Source organism: Parolsenella sp. (genome assembly GCF_982402205.1).
The window spans coordinates 1-19,671 of record NZ_CEVYAT010000017.1; the positions used below are offsets into that span (position 1 = coordinate 1).

The following is a 19,671-nucleotide window of genomic DNA, read 5'->3' on the forward strand; positions in this document are numbered from 1 at the left end:
AGGCTGCGGATGACCTTGCCCACCTCCTCGGGACTCGCGGCGGCAAGCGCCTCGGGCGTGGGCCAGCGATCGAACAGCTCAGGCGTCACCTTGTTGACCTGGGCGTCGGTCGTCTGGGCCGAGAGGAGCACCGAGATGACCAGCCTGAACGGGTTCGTGTGGTCGAGGAAGCACTCAACCGGGCCGTACATCTCGTTGAGGCGGCCACAGAACTCGACTGCCCTCTCCCGCTTCGCAGCGTTCGTCTCGCGCGGCATGTCAGCCTCCTCGGAAAAAGGGCCGGGCTCGCGAGGCGTTCGCGGGCCCGGCCCAGGCGTTCAATCCACTAGTTGCCGCCCGGCATACCGTAGGCCATGAGCTCGTCGATGGTCACGAACTTGTAGCCGGCGGCCTTGAGCTGCGGCAGCGCGATCTTGAGCGCCTCGACCGTCTGCGAGCGGTCGCCGCCGCCGTCGTGCATGAGCACCACGTCGCCCGGCTTGGCCGACAGGATCGCGTCGGCGATCTTCTGTGCGCCCGGGCGCCTCCAATCCTCGGTGTCGATGTTCCAGCCAATCTCGGCGGTGCAGTGGCTCGCGAGCGTCTTGATGATATCGCCGTGGTAGTTGCCGCCCGGTGCGCGCATCACGTGGGTCACGCTCGTGCCCAGCACGCTCTCGATGGCCTGGAAGCCCTTGTCGACCTCGCTCACCTGCTCGTCGGCGCTCATCTTGGTGAGGTCGACGCCGCCGCCCGAGCCGCTCGCGTGGTCCCAGGTGTGGGTGCCGATCTGGTTGCCCTCGGCCGCGATGCGCTTCACGACGTCCGCATGCTCGCCCACCTGGTTGCCAATCTCGAAGAAGGTGGCGTGGGCGTCGTTCTCCTTGAGGACGTCGAGGATCTCGGACGTGGTGGTGGGCCAGGGGCCGTCATCGAACGTGAGGGCGATGACCTTGTCGTCGCCCGTATCGGCCGTGTAGACGTGGTAGCCGGTGTCGACGGGCTGCTTGGTGACCTCGGTCACGGTCTTGCCCGAGACCTTGCCGGTCTTGGTGACCTGCTCGCCATCCTCACCCTCGGAGTAGACGTGGATGGAGCCCGCCCAGTAGAGGTTGAACGAGCTCATATCGTCGCCGCTCTCGCCGTGGGCGACGGGCTCGGTGGTCTCGGTGTACTCCTCGTCGACGTCGTTGCCGTCGGCAAAGGTGACGGTCGAGTGGCGCGGCACGGGCGTGGAGGGGTCTGCCGTGGTCGTGCCGTTGAGGTTGGCCTCGAAGGGATCGCCGCCGCCCTCGGTGGCCACGGAGCCGTCGACGGCGATGAGGTTGCCGGCCTTAGGGCTCGAGAAGCCTTCGCTGATGAGGTCGCCCAGCGTGGAGCCGGCGCGCACCATGCGCTCGGTGCCGTCGACCGACACGCGGTAGATGGGCGGGTTGAAGTAGAGGAACGCACCGCCGCCGACCAGCGCCGCGATGACGACGAGGACCACCACGAGCATCGGCACGCGGCGCTTGCGCTTGCGCGGGGCACCGGGCACGCCGGCGTTGCGCGCGGGGCGGCCGTGGCCCGTGCCCACCTGCTGGGGCGTAAAGCCCGCGGCGCCGGAGGCGGGGCCGCCCGCGTAGGGGTTGTTCTCGCCCTGCGGCACGTAGGCGCCACCCTGGGGGACGTAGGCCCTACGCTGGGTGGGCGCGTCGACGCCAGGCTGGGACGCGGGCGCGTGGCCGTAGGCGTCGTCCGTGCTGGCCTGCGGCACGTACTGCGGCGCGTCTCCCGCACCAGGCTGGGGCACGTACTGCGGCGCGTCTCCCGCACCAGGCTGGGGCACGTACTGCGGCGCGTCGCCCTGGGGCGCGCGGTCAAAGCGACTCTGGCGCCGGAAGTCACCCGGCTCGGGTGAGGTCTTGAAGTGCTTGCCCATCGAAGGGCCTCCCGTTCGCTGAACATATAGGTAACGTATCTATCCTAGCGCCTGCCCCTCATAAATAGTGGGCGCAAGTAACAGATGGGACACGTAGCCCGCGCCATCATGGGGCCGAGAAGGGCGCGGTGGCCGAGAAGCGCGACGACTCGCGGGTGTCTCTCTCGCCCACCGCCGCGTGCCAGAAGACCCGTCCCCTTGGCACGCCCTCGCCAACCGTTTGGCAACGCCTCGTTCAAACTTTTGTCGCTTGCGAGAAGCTCGCGTGTTGCCAAGGCTTAATTACGCCGTAATATTGCCTCGTTAGAGTGTTTCGATGTCAGGGATCCAAGTTCTCCAGAAGAGAAAGCGAGTCCACATGGCTTCAAAGGTCACCGAGGAGTACGGCAGCCTGGTGTTCAGCGACTCCGTCATGCGCGAGCGTCTGCCCAAGCCCACCTACAAGGAGCTCTCCCGCGTCATCAAGGAGGGCAAGGCACTCAACCTCGACATCGCCAACGAGGTTGCCCACGCCATGAAGGAGTGGGCGCTCGAGAAGGGTGCCACGCACTACACGCACTGGTTCCAGCCGCTCACGGGCATCACGTCCGAGAAGCACGACGCCTTCATGGAGCCCACCGGAGACGGCCGCGCGCTGGAGACCTTCTCCGGCAAGGCCCTCATCCAGGGCGAGCCCGACGCCTCGAGCTTCCCGTCCGGCGGCCTGCGCGCCACGTTCGAGGCCCGCGGCTACACCGCCTGGGACCCCACCTCCCCCGCCTTCATCAAGGACGAGGTGCTGTGCGTCCCCACGGCGTTCATCTCCTACACCGGCGAGGCGCTCGACAAGAAGACGCCGCTGCTGCGCTCCACCGTCGCCCTTGACGAGCAGGCTAAGCGCGTGCTCAAGCTCTTTGGCAAGGACGTCACGGCCGTGACCACCACCGTGGGCCCCGAGCAGGAGTACTTCCTCATCAAGGAGGAGGACTACGCCGCGCGCCCCGACCTCATCATGTGCGGCCGCACCCTCTTTGGCTGCGAGCCGGTCAAGGGCCAGGAGCTCGAGGAGCACTACTTCGGCGCCATCCGTCCCACCGTCAACGAGTTCATGAAGGAGCTCGACGACGAGCTGTGGAAGCTCGCGGTGCCCGCCAAGACCAAGCACAACGAGGTTGCCCCCTGCCAGCACGAGCTCGCGCCCATCTTCGAGACGAGCTCCAAGGCCATCGACCACAACCTGGTCACCATGGAGAAGATGAAGATCATCGCCTCCCACCACGGCCTAGTGTGCCTGCAGCACGAGAAGCCCTTTGACTACGTCAACGGCTCGGGCAAGCACAACAACTGGTCAATCTCCGCAGACGGCAAGAACCTGCTCGACCCGTCCGACACCCCCGAGGACAACCTGCAGTTCCTCGTCTTCCTCTCGAGCGTCATCGCCGCGGTCGACGACTACCAGGACCTCATGCGCGCAAGCGTCGCCTCGGCCGGCAACGACCACCGTCTGGGCGCCAACGAGGCTCCTCCCGCGATTGTCTCGATCTTCCTGGGCGACGACCTGGCCGCCGTCGTCGACGCGCTCATCAACGACAAGCCCTACTCGAGCCACCCGCGCGAGAAGATGGACCTGGGCGTGCCGCAGCTGGCCGACCTCACCAAGGACAGCACCGACCGCAACCGCACCTCCCCGTTCGCCTTCACGGGCAACAAGTTCGAGTTCCGCATGTGCGGCTCGCAGCAGAACCTGTCCGACCCCAACATGGTGCTGAACACCGCCGTTGCCGAGAAGCTCGACAAGTTCGCCACCGACATGGCCGACGTTGCCGAGTGCGACTTCATCGTTGCCGCCCTGGCCTGGGTCAAGAAGACCCTCACCGACCACCAGCGCATCATCTTCAACGGCAACGGCTACTCCGGTGAGTGGCCCGAGGAGGCCGAGAAGCGCGGTCTGCTCAACATGCGCACCACGCCCGATGCCCTGCCGTGTCTGCTCGACAAGAAGAATATCGACCTGTTCGAGAAGTACCACGTCTGCAGCGCCGACGAGATGCACGCCCGCTACGTCTCCAAGGCCGAGCAGTACGCCAAGCTCCTCAACATCGAGGCCAACTCGATGGTGTACATGACCAAGCACATGTATCTGCCGGCGCTGTTCGATTACTCCGGCGACATCGCCACGACCGTTGCCACCAAGGCCGAGCTGGGCATCGCCGCCAAGGCCGAGAAGAAGCTCGTCCAGACGCTCACCGACGGCATCGACAAGATCACCGACCTCGTCGACGACCTCGAGCAGAAGAACGCCGCCGCTCAGGGCCTCGAGGACTGCACCGAGCAGGACAACGCCTACCGCGACTCCGTCATCCCCGCGATGGACGAGCTGCGCGCCTCGGTCGACGCGATGGAGAAGGTCTGCGGCCACGACTACTGGCCCGTCCCGAGCTACAACAAGATCCTCTTCTACGTGTAGCCCTTCGCGCGCCAGGCACGCCCGGCGCCGCAAGCCGACCGCGGCAACGCCGCATCCCCAGGAGCCTCGCCCCATCGGGCGGGGCTCCTTTCTTTGGGACACTTAAGCCCGTAGCCTTTCTGTCCCACTTTTCCTGGGTTTTGGGACGATAAAGCTCCGGGCTAATTTGTCCCAGGCAGCAAGGCGCCCGCGTCCGGGCTGCTGCGCTACAGTAGAAACGTCGTGCACACATACGAGAGGAGCGCCATGGGGGCACGCATGAGGGCCGTTAAGACCGCGGCAGACCAGGAGGAGCTCGCAAACCTCGCCAGCCAGATCTGGAACGAGTACTGGCCCGCCCTCATCGGCCAGGACCAGACCAACTACATGGTCAAGCAGTTCCAGAGCCTGCCCGCGATCCAGCGCGACATGGCGGAGCACGCCTACGAGTACTGGTTCGTCATGGACGAGGACGGTCAGACCTGCGGCTACACCGGTGGCCACGTCGAGCCCGAGACCAACCGCTTCTTCATCTCCAAGATCTACCTCAAGAGCAGCTGCCGCGGCCGCCACCTCGCCGCAGACGTCATCTCCTTCTACGTGGGCCTGTGCCGCGAGCGCGGCCTTGCCGCCATGTACCTCACGGTCAACAAGCACAACGAGCTGGGCATCCGCTGCTACCGCGGCCGCGGCTTCGCAGTCATCGACGCGGTGGAGACGAGCATCGGCGAGGGCTTCGTGATGGACGACTACATCATGGAGAAGAAGGTGCCCGCGCTTGCGCCCGACGAGCGCCTCATCGTGATGGACATCGACTCCACGCTCATCAATCAGGAGGTCATCGACCTTCTGGGCGAGGAGGCCGGCGTGGGCGAGAAGGTCGCGGACATCACCGAGCGCGCCATGCGCGGCGAGCTCGACTTTGCCGCGGCGCTCACCGAGCGCGTGGGCCTGCTCGCCGGTCTCGACGAAGACGTGTTCGACCGCACCTACGAGCGCGTGACGTTCACGAAGGGTGCGCCCGAGCTCGTCTCGACCGCCCACGAGCGCGGCTGGAAGGTGGGCGTGGTCTCCGGCGGCTTCCACGAGGTGGCCGACCGCATCGTTGCGGCCGCGGGCATCGACTTCTGCCTGGCAAACCGCCTCGAGGTAGTGGACGGCAAGCTCACGGGCAAGCTGGCCGCGCCCATCGTGACCAAGGACCGCAAGCTCGAGGCCCTCAAGGACTGGGCTAGCGAGCTGGGCATTCCGCTCAAGCGCTGCGTTGCCCTGGGCGACGGCGCCAACGACATCCCCATGATCTTGGCGGCGGGGACGGGCATCGCGTTTTGCGCCAAGCCACGCGTGCGCGAGGCAGCGCCCTACGCCATCGAGGAGCGCGACCTCATGCGCGCTCTCGACATCATCGACCAGTAGCAAACAGGGCGCGCCCGCAAGGACGCGCCCTTCTTACGTGGCGATATGCCGTCCGTCTCCGCTACGGCATCGAAATGCCGGCGACGATCTCGGTGATACCGTCGAACACGAGGGCCACGCCGGCCACGAGCATCACCAGCTCGGCCATCGTGAAGGGCGAGGCCACCACGACGAGCCCCACGACCACCGTGGCGACACCTAGTGCCATGCGCCAGCCCCAGCCAACGCCCACGACGTGGCGCAGCGCGTTGGCCTCGATGACGTCGTTGATGCCCGTCACGAGAATCACGACGCCAATGAGCGCGTAGACCACGCTCACGAAGGCGTCGGGCCAGATGACGAGGCAGGCGCCGGGCACGCACTCGAGCAGGCCCATGAACAGGTCTGCCTGCCGCAGCCCCTCGCTGTAGTGGCGCCAGCAGCCCGCGAGCGTGAGGGCGCCCGCGGCGAGCAGCACCCAGCCCATAACGCGAACCACCAGCAGCGTGGCCCCAATGGGGCTCACGAACAGCGCGATGCCCAGGACGAGCAGCGCCGCGCCCATGAGGATGACCGTTGTCTTCGTGCGCCTAAAGAACCTCTCGAACCAATCCATGCGAACCTCCTCGCTCTCGCTCACCCTTGGCATACCCATCTGCAGCCAGCCCAAGACATCGGGGACACAGGGACGTGTCTTTTGTCACCTTTTGGCGGGGACAAAAGACACGTCCCTGTGTCCCCGTGCGAAAATGCCCTCGCCTTCTGCGGGGAAGACGAGGGACACGAGAAAAGCGGGGCATGGGCCAAGACGGAACTGGCGGCCCCTACGCGAAGAACGCCTTGAGGCCGATGAGCACCAGCACGATGCCGCCGGCGACCTGGGCGCGGTCTCCCAGCACCTCGCCCAGCTTGCGGCCCATGGCAAGCGCCGCGAGGCACAGCACGAACGTCGTGAGGGCGATGATCGAGGCCGCGACCACGATGTTCACCGCCTGGGCGCGCAGGCTCACGCCCACGGCGAAGGCGTCGATCGCGGTGGCGAAGGCCTGGGCGAGGATTGTGACCATCGTGAGGCGCTTGGCCACGGGACCCGCGTGCTCGGCCTCGTCCTCGCCGGGGTGCAGCAGCGCCTCGGCGCCCTCGCGGATCATGTTGCCGCCCACGATGCCCAGAATCACGAGTGTGATGATGCCGGCGTAGCGCTCGATGACCTCGGCCGCGAGGCCTCCCACAAAGTAGCCCAGTAGCGGCATGAGGCCCTGGAACAGGCCAAACATCACGGGCATGAGCACGAGGCGACGCTTGGACTCGCTTGCGTAGACAAACGTGTTGGAGATGGTCACGGCAAAGGCGTCGGCCGAAAGGGCCACGCCCAGCAAGATGATCTCGAGAAGGCTCAAGCCAGTCATCCTCCCATGTTGGAGAAGCACAACGAGCCGATATGATACCCCGCTCGCACACAGTAAGCGCAGGTAAATATGCACGCCCGGTAGAGACGGCAACATCTGATGTGACAGAGAGGCCCTCCCCCTTCTCGCACAAAAGAAGCGGCGGGAGAGGACCGCGCCCCCCCCCGCCGCAGGCGGTCAACTTATTACGTCAAGCAAGCGCGCGTGCTAGGCGCGCTCGCCACGCGCGTCGGGCAGCGTCAACAGCATCACGAGGCCCACGACGAGCAGTACGCCAATCGACAGCACGCCCAGGCTCGCGTCGCCCGTGAGCGAGGTGATGATGCCCACCAGGAACGTGCCGAACACGCTGGCGTAGCGGCCAAAGATGTCGAAGAAGCCGTAGTACTCGTTGCTGTGCTCCTTGGGTACGAGCTTGCCAAAGTAGCTGCGCGAAAGCGCCTGCACGCCACCTTGGAAGAGGCCCACGAGAATGGCGAGGATCCAAAACTCAACAGCCGTCTTGAGCGCAAAGGCCGCGAACAGCACGATGCCGCAGTACGCGAGCACCGCCACGATGATCATGCGCAGGGTGCCCACCTTGCCGGCGAGCTTGCCGTAGATGATGGCCGACGGGAAGGCCACGAACTGCGTCACGAGCAGCGCCAGCACGAGCTGGGTCGAGTCGATGCCCAGGGCCGCGCCATAGCTCGTCGCCATCGAGATGACGGTGTGGACGCCGTCGATGTAGAAGAAGAACGCCACCATGTACACGAGCAGCGTGCGGTTCTTGGCGATGCTCCTCATCGTGTCGACGAGGCCCAAGAAGGTGGAGCCCACGATGGTGCCCAGCGTCTCGCCCGGCTCGCGCTCCTTGCCAAAGCGCTGCTTGTAGGTGCGGATGAGCGGCAGGGTAAAGGCGAGCCACCACAGGCCCGTGATCACAAACGACAGGCGCGTGCACAGCATCGTTTCGAGGCCCAGGGCGGGGCCGCCAAAGATGAGGGCGAGGCAGACGATGAACGGCACGGTGGAGCCCACGTAGCCCCAGGCATAGCCCGAGCTCGAGACCATGTCCATGCGCTCGTCGGTCGTGACGTCGGTGAGCATAGCATCATAGAACGTCATGGACGAGTTGAGGCCAATCGTGCACAGCACGTAAGCCACGAGGAACGGCAGCGCCCCCATGGGGATGGCCTGGGCAAAGCACAGCACGAGGCCCGTGAGGAAGAAGCCAATGAAGAACTTGATCTTGTTGCCCGCGTAGTCTGCGAGCGAACCCAGCACGGGCATGAGCAGCGCCACCACAAGCGAGGCGATGGTCTGGGCGTTGGCCCAGGCGCTCACGAGCTCGGCGGCGGAAGCGCCGGTGTTGATCGCGTTGAAGTAGATGGGCACGATCGAGGTGTTGAGCAGCACGAGCGCCGAGTTGCCCACGTCATACATCACCCAGTTGCGCTCGAGCTTGGTGTACTTGGTCTTTGCCATGGGCATCTCCATAACGTTTGTCGTGCGTCGGCGCGGTGCACGCGGCGCGGGTCCCATCCATGGTAGCGGGTTTGGCCGCTTGCCCACGTAAGGTACCCGAAAAGAATCGACGGCCCGCCTTGGCCCGCGAGCGGGCGGCAAGCGGCAGCGAAACGCCCGCAAGACTGTTCTTCTCGCGCACAGACGGGGCATAATGAGATGGACTTAGCGTATGAAAGGACATCCCATGCCCGCACTCATCACCCATCACCTGTTCGGCGAGCGCTCGGCCACCCTGCTTCCCGAGGGCGTCATCACCAGCGAGGAGGAGCTGCTGGCGTTTCTGCTGGGCAACCAGGGCCCCGACCCCTTCTTCTTCCGCATGCTCACCACGCCAGAGCGCGGCTCCGAGGCCCGCGCGCTTGCCCACGAGATGCATGACGGCCACATGACCAGCGCCTTCACCGCCCTGCGCGAGGGCGTGGGGCACCTGCCCGCCGCAGACGCCGGCATTGGCCGCGCGTTTGCCCTGGGCATGCTCTCCCACTACGCGCTCGACCGCGTGGCGCACCCCTTTGTCTACGCGCAGCAGTACGCCATCGTCGAGGCGGCCGACGACCTCTATGACGCGGACAGCGAGGTCCACGCCGTCATCGAGAGCGACCTCGACACCTGGATGCTGTGGAAGCTGCGCCGCGCGACCGTGCACGACTGCCCGCCGGCGTCGGAGCTCGTCCACACCGAGCGCATCTGCCGCGTGGCGGGCGCCCTCATGAGCCAGGTCGCGTGGGAGACGTTTGGCCTCAAGGTGGGCGCGAGCGAGTACGCGGGCGCCGTGGCTGACATGGAGCTGTGCTACCGCTCGATCGAGCCGCACGGCTCGCTGCGCGGCGTGGGGCTGGGCGTCATCGAGCGCGCCGTGCGATCGCACTCGCTGCTGCAGGCCCTCTCCCACCGCGTCTCGACCTCCGACGAGTGCGCCGCGGCCAACCTTGACCACGAGGAGTGGGTGAACCCCTTTACGCGCGTCGCGTCCAACGAGAGCTTCCCCGAGGTGTTCGACCGCGCCCTCAAGGGCTGGCCGACGCTCTCCGAGGCGTTCACGCACGGCGGCGAGGAGCTGCGCGCCGCGGTCGCCGGCCTCAACTACTCCGGCATGCCGCTGAGCGCCGACGAAGCTCCCGAGTCTGCCGACGATGCCGAGCAGGCCGGCGCGACCGTCGAGGCGTAGCGCGGCGGCGTCAAAACGTGCGCAAACCACAGGAGGGCCCGGCAACCACACGGCTGCCGGGCCCTCCTTTGTCACACTTGCCTACTCGTGGCGCTCGAGGAACTCCTCGACCACGGCGTTGTACTGCTCGACATGCTCGAGGTGCACGCAGTGGGTGCCTTCGAGCAGGGCCCACTCGGCACCGGGGATGCCATCGGCGACCTGCTTGGCGATGAGCGGGGTGCACTCGTCGGCCGTGCCCGAGGTCACGAGCGTGGGGATGCAGATGTTGGACAGCCGGTCGACCACGCTCCAGTCCTTGAGCTTGCCCGTGAACACGAACTCGCTCATGCCCTGCATCGTGTGGTAGACCTCGTCGCCCACGGGGTCGGCGAAGGGCTTGCGCCACTCGACGGGACGCTCGTCCTCGGGCACCGCGGCCACGTGGCGGCGGTAGTACTCGGCGCTCGCAACCTTGACCTCTGGGCGGTCGTAGTCGCCGTCGACGTCTGCCTGGGCAAGCGCCTTCTCCATCTCGCGGGGCAGGTAGGAGCGCAGGCGAAGCGCCTCGGAGAGCCACAGGTGCGCGTCTGCCGGCGAGCTCGCCACCACCATCGACGCCACGCCGCTCGGGCGGTGCGTGGCGTACTGCAGCTCGAGCATGCCGCCCCAGCTCTGGCCCAGCAGGTGCACGTGCTCGAGGCCCAGGTGACGGCGCAGGGCCACGAGCTCCTCCTCGAAGAGCTCGGCGCTCCACATGTCGGGGTTGGAGGGCGTCTTGGAGTAGCCGCAGCCAATCTGGTCGTAGTAGATGACCTGACGGTGGTACTTGCGGGCGAGCTCGTCGAGGGAGCGCAGGTACCAGTGGGTGTTGCCGGGGCCGCCGTGGATGGTGAGTAGTGGTAGGCGCCCCAGGTCGTTCTCGCCCACGATGCGATACCACGTCTTGTATCCGGCAAACGGCATGTACCCCTCGACGACCTTGAGCTCCTCCATGGGTCTCCCTTCCTTCCGCCCGGCCACAAGGGCCGGCCTGTCCAATGCCCGGAGCGCACGCGGGCCGTGCGCATCGCCGGCCAAGCAACCAGGCTGTAACCATGCCTTGGGTGTGGAGCCATATACTAGCTGCACAACGCACGCAGGCGAGCCGTCCGCCCATTCTGTAACGATGCGATTACAAGGGTCGGCGACGCCCTGCTCGCGCTTGAAAACACCCTTATTCATAGTAGGGTAGTAGGAAATAAAAGCAACCCGCCGGAACCAGCGCCCCAGGCGCCGCGCGAAACGGGCCAAGAGCGCCGGCCAGCCACGTGCGCAGCCGGCACCAGAAAGGATGGAACCATGGACGCAAGGAAGCTCCTCTCCACCCCCCTCTCGCGCCGCGGTGTCATCGCGGGCAGCGCCGCCGCGGCCGTCGCCGCACTCGCCGGCTGCAAGAAGGGCGACGACACCGCCGCGCAGGTCGCCACCACCGGCACCGCGGGCGGCACGCTCTCCTACCACATCGAGAACCCCACGGGCATCGAGCCCTATACCCTCGAGGACGAGAACGCCGTGGCCGTGGCGTTCAACCTCTTTGACGCCCTCACCTACTACAACTTCAAGACCGGCGAGCTCGAAGACCTCGTTGCCGAGAGCCACAAGCACAACGACGACGACACCGTCTGGACCTTCCACGTGCGCAAGGGCACCAAGTTTCACGACGGCTCCGAGGTCACGGCCAAGTCGTTTAAGTACGCCTGGAACCGCCTGTGCAACCCGGCCACGTCTGACCAGCCCTCCAACGTCTCTTACCACCTGTCGATGGTGAAGGGCTACGAGGACGTCACCGCAGGTACCGCCACTGAGCTCGCAGGCCTCACCTGCCCCGACGACTACACTTTGGTGGTTGAGCTCGAGCAGCCCTACGCGGACTTCGACTACGTCTGCGCGGCGCCGGTCCTCTCGCCCATTCCCGAGGGCCAGGGTTCGGGCGACGGCTACAAGGACTTTGCCCTGGCGCCCGTGGGCAACGGCCCCTTCAAGATGAAGGGCGGCTGGGTCGATGGCCAGTACGTCGAGACCGAGCGCTTCGAGGACTACGCGAATGGAGAGGCGCCCAAGGTCGACGGCGTGCGCTTCGCGATTTACCGCGACTCCAACACCGCCTACAAGGAGCTCGACGCGGGCTCGCTCGACTGCTCGCTCGTGCCCATCAACGCCACCAAGCAGGCCAAGGAGAGCTACGGCGAGTCGGCCGACGGCTACACCGCCACGCCCGGCAGCCAGTTCCTGGGCGGCACGATGCTCTACACGCAGTTCCTCTCGTTCAACGTCGACGACCCCGTGATGGGCGACGTGCGCGTGCGTCGCGCCCTGTCGCTGGCCATCAACCGCCAGGCCATCTGCGACGCCATCTACGAGGGCTCGGCCAAGCCGGCAGACGACATCGTCCCCGAGGCCATCGACGGCTACCGCGAGGGCGCCTGGAAGTGGGCCGCCTACGACCCCGACCAGGCCGCGCAGCTGCTCGACGAGGCGGGTTACACCGCCGACGCCGACGGCAAGCGCAACCTGTCGTTCAAGCTCATGACCAACGCCGCCAACACGCAGGACGAGTACCAGGCCATCCAGGCCGACTGGCAGAAGCTTGGTCTCGACGTCGAGATCGACAAGGTCGAGTACGCCGCGATGTACCAGTCCTACCTCGACGGCACCTACTCGGTGGGCGCCCGCGCGTGGTATGCGGACTACCCCATCGCCGACAACTACCTCTACCCGCTGTTCCACAAGGGCAACGGCGACAACGTGAGCCACTTTGCGGACGACAAGTACGAGGAGCTCATCGCGACCGCCCGCGCCACGGCCGACCACGACGAGCGCGTGGCCGCGATGCGGGCCGTCGACGACTACGTGGCAGACCTCGTGCCCTACACGCCGCTCAACTACCGCTCGCTCGCCCGCTGCACCGACAAGCGCGTGGCCGAGCTCACGGTGAGCCCTCAGATCCTGCCCCTGCTGAGCGAGGCCAGCCTCTCCGAGTAGCAAGCGCATGCCAAAGGGGACGGGTCTGTTGGCACGTCCCGAGACAAGAGCGGCCCCGACGCATCTGATGCTGCGCCGGGGCCGCTCCGCTGTTCGGGGACAGAGGGACGTGCCTTTTGACCCCCGCCCTCTTTTCAGGAAAGGTAACAAAGGGCTTTGACCCCTTTGTCACACGCCGGTGAAGCGCTGGCCCTCCCAGGCCCAGGCGCGGTTCATCTGGGCGCCGCACGTGTAGCCAATGGCGCCCGCCCCCTCGGTGGGCAGGGCGATGACACCGCCGTTGCCACCACGGGCGTCGACCGCCTCGAGCATGTGGCAGCAGGCCTCGTCAAGCGCCTCGCCGGCGATGTTCACGCGCGCGTGCACCTGGTAGGCAGCCACCTCCTGGATGAACGTCTCGCCCGTGCCGGTGCAGCTCACGGCCACGCTCCCGGCATTGGCGTAGGTGCCGGCGCCGCACAAGGGCGAGTCGCCCACGCGGCCGCTCACCTGCCCCGTGATGCCGCCGGTCGAGGTGCCGGTCGCGATGTTGCCGTGTGCGTCTCGCGCAACGGCGCCCACGGTGCCGTGGCGGGTCGCATCGGCAGCCGCAGCATCGGCCGCGCTGGCACCCGCGGCATGCAGCTGCTTCCACTCCTCGAGCGCCGCCGCGCGGGCTGGCGTCACAAAATAGGCGTTGTCGACCTGCTCGATCCCCCACTCGTCAAGAAGCGCCGGCGACGGTGCCGAGAAGAGCACGTGCGGTGTGCGCTCCATCACGGCACGGGCCACGTCGATGGGATGCTTGGCCGAGGTAAGGCCGCAGGCGGCGCCCGTCTCGCCATTGCCCAGCATGAGACAGGCGTCAAGCTCGGCCGTGCCGTCGAGCGTGAGGGCCGCACCACGGGCGCAGTTGAAGCACGGGGCGTCCTCCATCACGTGGATGGCCGCGATCACGGCGTCCTCGGCCGCGCCCCCGGCCACAAGCACCGCATAGCCCGCGTCGAGGGCCGCCGCCAGGGCCGCGTTCGTCTCGGCCTTCTGCTCGAGAGTCATCTCGTGCAGGCGCCTGCCCGCACCGCCGTGGATCACCAGCAGCGGGCCCTCTCCCCCAACGCGCTCGACGCGCGCAACGTCGCCCATGCTCATGCGCCTTCCTTTCGCCCTAGGGGGATATGACAAAAGGCACGTCCCCCTGTCATGCCGCCCCTCTTTTCAGAAAAGGTGACAAAGGGCTCTGACCCCTCTGTCACGTCCCTACATAACGGGCGGCTCCGCCAGCGCACACACGCCGGCGGAGCCGCCCCACAAATCAAAGTTCAAACAACCAAGAAGAGCTAGCAGACCTTGAAGACCCAGTTGTGCTTGTCCTCGACGGCGCCGTCCTGGATGCCGGTGAGGGTCTCGCGCAGCTTCTTCATGACCGGGCCGCACTCAACGTGGCCGGCCGGGAAGACGACGGTCTCGTCGGCGCCGTAGACCTTGTTGTCAATCTCGCCCACCGGGGAAATGACGGCGGCGGTGCCGCACATGCCGCACTCGGAGAACTTGTCACTCTTGACCTCGGCCCACTCGACCGGGCGCTCGTCGACGACCATGCCGAGGTCCTGAGCAACCTGGACCAGCGAGCGACGGGTGATGGAGGGCAGGATCGAGTCGGTGTGGCTCTTGGGAACGACGAGGGTGTTGCCGTCGACGAACAGCACGTTGGCGCCGCCCGTCTCCTCGACGTAGGTGCGGGTCTCGGAGTCGAGGTAGAGGTTGTCGGCATAGCCGGTAGAGTGGGCCTCGACGGAGGGCTTCAGGCTCATGGCGTAGTTCAGGCCGGCCTTGATGTTGCCGGTGCCGTGGGGCGCGGCGCGGTCGTACTCGGAGACGCGCAGCTTGACGGCCTTGAGGCCACCCTTGTAGTAGGGGCCCACCGGCGTCACGAGGATGCGGAAGGTATACTCGGGAGCGGGGGCAACGCCGATGACGTTGCCGGAGCCAATCATGAACGGACGGACGTACAGCGTGGCGCCGGAGCCAAAGGGCGGCACCCAGGCGGCGTTGGCCGTGACGACCTGCTTGACGGCGTCAACGAAGCGGTCAACCGGGAAGGGCGGCATCTCGAGGCGCTGGGCGGAGTCGTACATGCGCTGGGCGTTCTGGTCCGGGCGGAAGCAGACGATGCTGCCGTCGGCGGTGGTGTAGGCCTTGAGGCCCTCGAAGACCTCCTGGCAGTAGTGGAAGATGCCGCCGCACTCGGAGACGTGCATCGTGTGGTCGGTCGTGAGGCCGCCCTCGTCCCACTCGCCGTCCTTCCAGTGGGCCTCATAGCTGTAGTCGGTCTGCATATAGCTGAAGCCGAGGCTGCCCCAGTCCAGGTCCTTCTTCTCAACTGCCATGCTGTAACGCTCCTCACGTACCTTGTCGTTCGTAAAGCGGCACTTCTATGTCGCGGTATCGCCACAGGATAGCCCCGTTATGTTACGGCGCGGTAACGGGTGCGGCAGGTGTGCGCAATGGCCGAGACGAGCAGGCCGGCAGCAGGCGGTCGCGTGCCGGCAGACCCGTCCCCTTTGGCACGAAAGCGGGGCGAGAGGCACGCACCCCTCGCCCCGCTTGGCAAGCCAACTCAGCCTGGGACAGAATTGCCCGGAGCTGTTTCGTCCCACGTTACCTGGGGTTTGGGACGATAAAGCTCCGGGCTAAATCGTCCCAGGCCCGCCGGACTCCGCTACCTGCCCAGGTCCTGCAGGGCCACGACGTCAAGCGACCCCTCGCGCGCCGTGCGGATGGCCTCGGCCATCGCCTGGGCACCGGCGAGCGTCGTGACGTTCGTGACGCGGTAGCGCACCGCAAGCTGACGCAGCGTGTAGAAGTCGCCGCGGGTCTCGTGGCCGCCAGGTGTGTTGATGATGAGCTGGATGTCGCCACCCGAGAGCATCGTGGCGATGTTGGGGCGCATCTCGCTCGCACGGCGCACGCTCTTGCAGGCGATGCCCGCCGCGCGCAGGGCCTTGGCCGTGCCCGAGGTGCCCACGAGCTCAAAGCCCATGCCAACCAGGTCGCGCGCCACGCCAATGATCGCGCGCTTGTCGCGGTCGCGCACGGAGATGAACACGCGGCCCTTCGTGGGCAGGCCGTAGGAGATGGCCAGCTGCGTCTTGGCGTAGGCGGCCGGGAACGTGGGCGCCACACCCATGACCTCGCCGGTCGACTTCATCTCGGGGCCCAGCGTCATGTCGGCGCCCGGGAAGCGGTCGAAGGGCAGCACGGCCTCCTTGCAGGCAAAGTAGTCAAACGTGCGGTCCTCGGGCGGCAGGCCCAGGTCGCAGATCTTCTCGCCCGCCATGATCTTTGCCGCCATGCGCGCGAGCGGCACGCCGGTCGACTTGGACGAGAAGGGCACCGTGCGGCTCGCGCGGGGATTCAGCTCGATGACGTAGAGGCGGCCGTTGTGCACCGCGTACTGGACGTTGAGCGCGCCTACGACGTGGCAGGCCAGCGCCAGCTTGTGGGTGGTCTCGCGGATCTCGGTGATCATCGAGTCTGCGAGCGAGTAGGGCGGCATGCAGCACGCCGAGTCGCCGGAGTGGATGCCCGCCTCCTCGATCTGCTCGAGCACGCTGCCCACGTAGCACTCCCGCCCGTCTGCCAGGGCGTCGACGTCGAGCTCGACGGCGGAGTCCAGGAACGAATCGAGGTAGATGGGGTGGTCCTTGGAGACGCGCGTGGCGGCCTCCATGTAGCTCTTGAGGTGGCGCTCGTCGTAGGCGATGACCATGCCGCGGCCGCCCAGCACGTAGCTCGGGCGCACCAGCAGCGGGAACCCGATGCGCTTGGCGACCTCGACGGCCTCCTCGTAGGTCTCGGCCACGCCACTCACCGGGTAGGCGATGCCCAGCTCGTCGAGCAGGGCGCTGAAGCGCTCGCGGTCCTCGGCAAGGTCGAGGGCGTCGGGCTGGGTGCCCATGATGGGCACACCCGCGGCCTTGAGGCGCGCGGCAAGGTTGATGGGGGTCTGGCCGCCCAGCGTACAGATGACGCCCTCGGGCTGCTCGACGTCGACGATGTCCATGACGTCCTCGAAGGTGAGCGGCTCGAAGTAGAGGCGGTCGGAGGTGTCGTAGTCGGTCGAGACGGTCTCGGGGTTGCAGTTGACCATGACCGTCTCGTAGCCCTTGTCGTGCAGGGCGTAGGCGGCGTGGCAGCAGCAGTAGTCGAACTCGATGCCCTGGCCGATGCGGTTGGGGCCGGCCGAGAGGATCATCGCGCGCGGCTTATCGGTGTCGCGGCGCTCGGTGGCGCCCCACTCGTAGGTCTTGTAGTGGTAGCTCGTGCGGGCCGGGAACTCGCCGCCGCAGGTGTCGACCGTCTTGATCGCGGGCGTCACGCCCTTGGCCTTGCGCCAGGCGCGCACCTCGAGCTCGGTGGCGCCGGTGAAGTGGGCGATCTGCTCGTCGGAGAAGCCCATCTGCTTGACCGAGCGCATGTCGCGTCCCGAGATGTCGGTGAGGCGGCGCTCGGCGAGCCAGGCCTCGGTGTCGGTGAGGTTCTTGAGGTGGCTCAGATACCACGGGTCGATGCCCGTGAGGTCGTGGATCTCGTCGATGTCCCAGCCGCGGCGCAGCGCCTCGATGACGTAGTAGATGCGTTGGGCGGTGGGCACCGAGACGCGCTGGCGGAAGTCGGGCACGTCATAGAGCGCGGGGTCGTCGGCGCCAAGCATGTTCTCGCCCGTCTCGAGCGAGCGCATGGCCTTGTTGAAGCTCTCCTCGAAGGTGCGGCCAATGGCCATGACCTCGCCCACGGCCTTCATGCGGGTCGAGAGCGTGGCGTCAGTGCCCTTGAACTTCTCGAAGGCAAAGCGCGGGACCTTGACCACGCAGTAGTCAATCGAGGGCTCGAAGCACGCGGGCGTTGCCTGGGTGATGTCGTTGGTGACCTCGTCGAGGGTGAGGCCCACGGCCAGGCGCGCCGCGACCTTGGCGATGGGGAATCCCGTGGCCTTGGAGGCGAGCGCCGACGAGCGGCTCACGCGCGGGTTCATCTCGACCACGATGATGCGGCCGTCCTCGGGGTTCACGGCGAACTGGACGTTGGAGCCGCCGGTGGCCACGCCCACCTTCTCGAGGATGGCGAGCGAGTAGTCGCGCAGCTTCTGCAGCTCGGTGTCGGCCAGGGTCTGTGCCGGCGCCACGGTGATGGAGTCGCCGGTGTGGACGCCCATGGGATCGAGGTTCTCGATGGAGCAGATCACGATGCCGTTGCCGGCGCAGTCGCGCATGACCTCCATCTCGATTTCCTTCCAGCCCTGGATGGACTCCTCCACCAGGACCTCGCCCTCGGGCGACAGGTCGACGCCCTGGGCCACGATGCGGCGCAGGTCGTCCATGTCATAGGCGATGCCGCCGCCGGCGCCGCCCAGCGTGAAGCTCGGGCGGATGATGACGGGAAATCCCAGCTCGGAGACGATGCGCTCGGCGTCTGCCACCGAGTAGGCGAAGCCCGAGCGGCAGATGTGCAGGCCGATGTCCTCCATGGCCTCGGCAAAGAGCTTGCGGTCCTCGCCGATACGGATCGACTCGGTGTTGCAGCCGATGACCTCGACGCCGTACTTGGACAGCACGCCCGCCTCGTCGAGCTCGATGGCGCAGTTGAGGCCCGTCTGGCCGCCCATGTTGGGCAGCAGGGCGTCGGGGCGCTCGCGCTCGATGACCTTGGCGACCGCATCGGCCGTGATGGGCTCGACGTAGGTGCGGTCGGCGATGTTGGGGTCGGTCATGATCGTGGCCGGGTTGGAGTTCACCAGCACGACCTCGTAGCCCAAGGCCTTGAGGCTCTCGCAGGCCTGCGTGCCCGAGTAGTCGAACTCGCACGCCTGGCCAATGACGATGGGGCCAGAGCCAATGACCAGAATCTTCTTGATGTCGGTACGCTTCGGCAACTAGAAGCGCCTCCCCTCGCGGACGTCGATGTCAAGGTAGTTGGGCTCGCCCTCGATGAGGCGACGGAACGCCTCGAAGAGGTAGACCGCGTCGTGCGGGCCGGGCGAGGCCTCGGGATGGTACTGCACCGAGAACGCAGGGATGTCGAGGAACTGGATGCCCTCGGGCGTGCCGTCGTTGAGGTTCACGTGCGTGAGGCGGATGCGGCCGAAGCGCTCGGTGTTGGCGACCGGCGCGATGCGTCGCTCGCTCCAGAAACGCAGGTCGGAGGTGTTGGCGGCGCGCCAGGCGTCCACGACCTCCTGCCCGCCGGACAGCTCCACGTCGAGCTCGCCCAGGCTCGGGAAGACGAGGCCATAGTTGTGGTTCTGGGCCGTGACCTCGACCATGCCCGAGAGCAGGTTCATGACGGGCTGGTTACCGCCGTGGTGGCCGTACGGGAGCTTCTCGATCTGGGCGCCCGCGGCCTGGCAGATCATCTGGTGGCCCAGGCAGATGCCAAAGACGGGCACGCGGCCCAGGAGCTGCTCGGCGCAGGCGGCGGGCTCGGGCAGCTCGCGGGGGTCGCCGGGGCCGTTGGAGAGGAACACGCCGTCGGGGTTGTCGGCCAAGATCTTCTCGGCCGGGGTGTCCCAGGGCACGACGTGCACGTCGATGCCGGCACCGATGAGGCCGCGCAGGATGCCGCGCTTCTCGCCGCAGTCGAGGGCGGTGACGCGCAGGCGGCGGCGCGGACGGTCGAGGTCGACCTTGGCGTCGACGTCGTAGGCGTCGGCCGTCGAGACCTTGGCGACCCAGTTGGTCTCGGAGATGGAGGGGGCTTCCTTGACGCGGGCCACGAGGCTCGCCGGGTCGAGGTCGGTGGTCGAGATGGCGCAGCGCATCGTGCCGGCCTCGCGCACGCGCAGCGTGAGCTCGCGGGTGTCGACGCACTCGATGGCCACGATGCC

At 66.8% G+C, this 19,671-nt stretch carries 14 protein-coding genes; 4 read left to right on the forward strand and 10 right to left on the reverse strand.

What is annotated here, in order from left to right:
* Together AC1VTH_RS02135 and AC1VTH_RS02140 are read right to left on the reverse strand one after the other, a co-directional pair.
* On the reverse strand, positions 1-257 hold a 257-nt coding region (locus tag AC1VTH_RS02135), incomplete at its 3' end, for an endonuclease III domain-containing protein (protein WP_481334471.1).
* A 68-nt stretch (positions 258-325) separates the two neighbouring features.
* A complete protein-coding gene (locus tag AC1VTH_RS02140; protein ID WP_481334472.1) occupies positions 326-1,900 on the reverse strand; it encodes a polysaccharide deacetylase family protein in 1,575 nt (524 codons plus the stop codon).
* A gap of 358 nt (positions 1,901-2,258) precedes the next feature.
* Between AC1VTH_RS02140 and AC1VTH_RS02145 the strand changes: the two genes are divergently transcribed.
* Positions 2,259-4,346 carry a glutamine synthetase III family protein gene (locus tag AC1VTH_RS02145; protein WP_481334473.1) on the forward strand — a complete coding sequence of 696 codons (2,088 nt, stop codon included), beginning with the start codon at positions 2,259-2,261 and terminating at the stop codon, positions 4,344-4,346.
* A gap of 258 nt (positions 4,347-4,604) precedes the next feature.
* Complete coding sequence (gene serB, locus AC1VTH_RS02150; RefSeq protein ID WP_481334474.1) at positions 4,605-5,741, forward strand: phosphoserine phosphatase SerB; 1,137 nt, start codon at positions 4,605-4,607, stop codon at positions 5,739-5,741.
* A 61-nt stretch (positions 5,742-5,802) separates the two neighbouring features.
* On the opposite strand, the gene AC1VTH_RS02155 is transcribed toward serB, so the two are convergent.
* The 3 genes from AC1VTH_RS02155 to AC1VTH_RS02165 all read right to left on the reverse strand — a co-directional run bounded on the left by AC1VTH_RS02155 (position 5,803) and on the right by AC1VTH_RS02165 (position 8,596).
* A complete protein-coding gene (locus AC1VTH_RS02155) occupies positions 5,803-6,336 on the reverse strand; it encodes an HdeD family acid-resistance protein (RefSeq protein ID WP_481334475.1) in 534 nt (177 codons plus the stop codon).
* Between the two features lie 208 nt (positions 6,337-6,544).
* Entirely contained in the window at positions 6,545-7,129 is a 585-nt protein-coding gene (locus tag AC1VTH_RS02160; RefSeq protein ID WP_366557695.1) for a manganese efflux pump MntP, read from the reverse strand.
* Between the two features lie 207 nt (positions 7,130-7,336).
* Positions 7,337-8,596: an MFS transporter gene (locus AC1VTH_RS02165; RefSeq protein WP_481334476.1), complete on the reverse strand. Its 1,260-nt coding sequence runs from the start codon at positions 8,594-8,596 to the stop codon at positions 7,337-7,339.
* 226 nt (positions 8,597-8,822) lie between these two features.
* On the opposite strand from AC1VTH_RS02165, the gene AC1VTH_RS02170 reads away from it, so the two are divergent.
* Entirely contained in the window at positions 8,823-9,806 is a 984-nt protein-coding gene (locus AC1VTH_RS02170) for a zinc dependent phospholipase C family protein (RefSeq protein ID WP_481334477.1), read from the forward strand.
* 81 nt (positions 9,807-9,887) lie between these two features.
* Here AC1VTH_RS02170 and AC1VTH_RS02175 read toward each other — a convergent pair whose 3' ends face one another.
* Positions 9,888-10,781, reverse strand: coding sequence for a proline iminopeptidase-family hydrolase (locus AC1VTH_RS02175; RefSeq protein ID WP_481334478.1), 894 nt, complete (start codon positions 10,779-10,781; stop codon positions 9,888-9,890).
* Positions 10,782-11,126: 345 nt separating this feature from the next.
* Here AC1VTH_RS02175 and AC1VTH_RS02180 point away from each other — a divergent pair, with 345 nt between their 5' ends.
* Positions 11,127-12,809, forward strand: a complete 1,683-nt coding sequence (locus AC1VTH_RS02180) for an ABC transporter substrate-binding protein (protein WP_481334479.1) — start codon at positions 11,127-11,129, stop codon at positions 12,807-12,809.
* Positions 12,810-12,977: 168 nt separating this feature from the next.
* On the opposite strand, the gene AC1VTH_RS02185 is transcribed toward AC1VTH_RS02180, so the two are convergent.
* The 4 genes from AC1VTH_RS02185 to AC1VTH_RS02200 form a co-directional block, all read right to left on the reverse strand.
* Positions 12,978-13,937: an isoaspartyl peptidase/L-asparaginase family protein gene (locus tag AC1VTH_RS02185; protein ID WP_481334480.1), complete on the reverse strand. Its 960-nt coding sequence runs from the start codon at positions 13,935-13,937 to the stop codon at positions 12,978-12,980.
* Positions 13,938-14,125: 188 nt separating this feature from the next.
* On the reverse strand, positions 14,126-15,175 hold the full coding sequence (locus AC1VTH_RS02190) for a branched-chain amino acid aminotransferase (protein ID WP_481334481.1): 1,050 nt from the start codon (positions 15,173-15,175) through the stop codon (positions 14,126-14,128).
* Between the two features lie 332 nt (positions 15,176-15,507).
* Positions 15,508-18,720 carry a carbamoyl-phosphate synthase large subunit gene (carB, locus tag AC1VTH_RS02195; RefSeq protein ID WP_481334482.1) on the reverse strand — a complete coding sequence of 1,071 codons (3,213 nt, stop codon included), beginning with the start codon at positions 18,718-18,720 and terminating at the stop codon, positions 15,508-15,510.
* On the reverse strand, positions 18,721-19,671 hold a 951-nt coding region (locus tag AC1VTH_RS02200), incomplete at its 5' end, for a carbamoyl-phosphate synthase small subunit (RefSeq protein ID WP_481334483.1). It lies immediately after the preceding gene.

Coding starts and splice junctions, on each gene's coding strand:
- AC1VTH_RS02140 (WP_481334472.1), bottom strand. CDS start 1,900: ATGGGCAAGCACTTCAAGACCTCACCCGAGCCGGGTGACTTCCGGCGC.
- AC1VTH_RS02145 (WP_481334473.1), top strand. CDS start 2,259: ATGGCTTCAAAGGTCACCGAGGAGTACGGCAGCCTGGTGTTCAGCGAC.
- serB (WP_481334474.1), top strand. CDS start 4,605: ATGAGGGCCGTTAAGACCGCGGCAGACCAGGAGGAGCTCGCAAACCTC.
- AC1VTH_RS02155 (WP_481334475.1), bottom strand. CDS start 6,336: ATGGATTGGTTCGAGAGGTTCTTTAGGCGCACGAAGACAACGGTCATC.
- AC1VTH_RS02160 (WP_366557695.1), bottom strand. CDS start 7,129: ATGACTGGCTTGAGCCTTCTCGAGATCATCTTGCTGGGCGTGGCCCTT.
- AC1VTH_RS02165 (WP_481334476.1), bottom strand. CDS start 8,596: ATGGCAAAGACCAAGTACACCAAGCTCGAGCGCAACTGGGTGATGTAT.
- AC1VTH_RS02170 (WP_481334477.1), top strand. CDS start 8,823: ATGCCCGCACTCATCACCCATCACCTGTTCGGCGAGCGCTCGGCCACC.
- AC1VTH_RS02175 (WP_481334478.1), bottom strand. CDS start 10,781: ATGGAGGAGCTCAAGGTCGTCGAGGGGTACATGCCGTTTGCCGGATAC.
- AC1VTH_RS02180 (WP_481334479.1), top strand. CDS start 11,127: ATGGACGCAAGGAAGCTCCTCTCCACCCCCCTCTCGCGCCGCGGTGTC.
- AC1VTH_RS02185 (WP_481334480.1), bottom strand. CDS start 13,937: ATGAGCATGGGCGACGTTGCGCGCGTCGAGCGCGTTGGGGGAGAGGGC.
- AC1VTH_RS02190 (WP_481334481.1), bottom strand. CDS start 15,175: ATGGCAGTTGAGAAGAAGGACCTGGACTGGGGCAGCCTCGGCTTCAGC.